Annotated in this window: 1 protein-coding gene; it reads left to right on the top strand. The window is 70.1% G+C overall.

The window, feature by feature from the left end:
• The first annotated feature begins 64 nt into the window (after window positions 1-64).
• Window positions 65-1,645, top strand: a complete 1,581-nt coding sequence (locus AB0B91_RS65710; protein ID WP_358343159.1) for an IS1182 family transposase — start codon at window positions 65-67, stop codon at window positions 1,643-1,645.
• Window positions 1,646-1,703: the final 58 nt, after the last annotated feature.

Below are 1,703 nucleotides of genomic sequence, written 5' to 3'. Positions count from 1 at the left end.
CTAGGAGTGTCCTGAAGATCTTGATGGTCTGGCCAGGCCGGGATCGGGGATTCAGACTTGGGTCATGATGGGCCGTCGGAGGGTTCCGGCTGGGCCTGAGGTGTGGGTCGTATGCCGGGAGTTGATTCCGGCTGGGAGCGTGTTCGCGTTCCTGGCCGAGCATCGGCGGGTGTTGTTCCCGTCGGAGGCGTTCGCGGACATGTACGCGCCGGTCAATGGGCGTCCGTCGGTGCCGCCGGGCGTGCTGGCCACGGTGGTGGTGCTGCAAGCCTTGCATGGGCTGTCGGATGAGGAGGCGGTGGCGGCGCTGCGGTTCGATCTGCGCTGGAAGGCTGCCTGCGGGCTGGGCCTGTATGACCAGGGGTTCGATCCGTCGCTGCTGACGTATTTCCGGCGGCGGCTGGCCCGCTCTGCGCGTCCGGACCGGATCTTTGAGATCGTCCGGGAGGTGATCGAACAGACCGGGGTGCTGACTGGCCGGAATCGGCGGGCGCTGGATTCGGCGGTGCTGCTGGATGCGGTTGCCACTCAGGACACCATCACTCAGCTGATCTCCGCGATCCGCCGGGTGGCTCGTCAGGTGCCCGGTGGCGCCGCGCTGGTGGCGGCGCACTGCCACGCCTGCGACTACACCGACCCGGGCAAGCCGGCGATCGCCTGGGACGATGAGCAGGCCAAAGCGGCCCTGGTCAGCGGGCTGGTCACGGACGCGCTCACCCTGCTGGACCAGCTGGCCGGCCAGAACCTGGACGAGCCGGCCGCGCACGCGGTCGGCCTGCTCGCGCTGATCGCCGGCCAAGATGTCGAGCCCGCCGACAGCTCCGACGGCACCGATGGCCGGTGGCGGATCGCCCGCCGCACCGCACCGGACCGAATCATCTCCACCGTCGATCCCGAGGCCCGCCACATCCACAAAAGTGCGCACCAACGCGACGACGGCTACAAGGCCCACCTGGTCGTCGAACCGGAGATCGGCCTGTTCACCGCGGTCGGCCTGCGTATCGGCGCCGGGGCGGAACACCACGAGGCCGCCGTCGCCCCTGACTTGCTCGTCGACGAGGACGGTGAGCTGCAGATCCTGGCCGATGCCGCCTATGCCGCCGCCGAGTTCCGCGCCGCCCTGACCGCGGCCGGGCACCGGCTGCTGATCAAGCCACCCGCGCTCAAGCCCGCCGTGCCGGGCGGGTTCACCCTGGACGACTTCGCCATCGACACCGCCGGCGGCACGGTCACCTGCCCCGCCGGACACGCCGTCGCGCTCGCCGGCGCCGCGGGCCGCTATCAGCAACGTCGTGCCAGCTTCACCGGCCTGTGCGCCGCCTGTCCCTTGCACGATCGCTGCACCACCGCCAAAACCGGCCGCATGGTGACCATCCGCCCGCACCACGATCTGCAGGCCGCCGCCCGCCGCCAGGCTGCCACCGACCCCGCTTGGCAGGACGACTACCGGCGCTGGCGGCCCATGGTCGAACGCGCTGTGGCCTGGCTGGTGGCCCGCGGCAACCGCCGCTTGCGCTACCGCGGAACCCAAGCCAACGACCGCTGGCTCCACCACCGCACCGCCGCCCTCAACCTCCGCCGCCTCATCAACTTAGGACTCGCCTACACCAACAACACCTGGACCCTCGATCCCGCCACTCCATAACCAGCAGACGGGCCGACGCATACCGACCCGCCCACCAAGATCTTCAGGACACTCCTAG

This window comes from Nonomuraea sp. NPDC049141 (assembly GCF_040648415.1).
In the GTDB taxonomy this organism is placed as follows: domain Bacteria; phylum Actinomycetota; class Actinomycetes; order Streptosporangiales; family Streptosporangiaceae; genus Nonomuraea.
The sequence above is the reverse complement of the archived record's forward strand: the minus strand, read 5'-3'. Positions and strand labels throughout refer to the sequence as shown.

Bases quoted from the DNA above. Each gene is read 5' to 3' on its own strand.
- AB0B91_RS65710 (WP_358343159.1), top strand. From the start codon at position 65: ATGATGGGCCGTCGGAGGGTTCCGGCTGGGCCTGAGGTGTGGGTCGTA.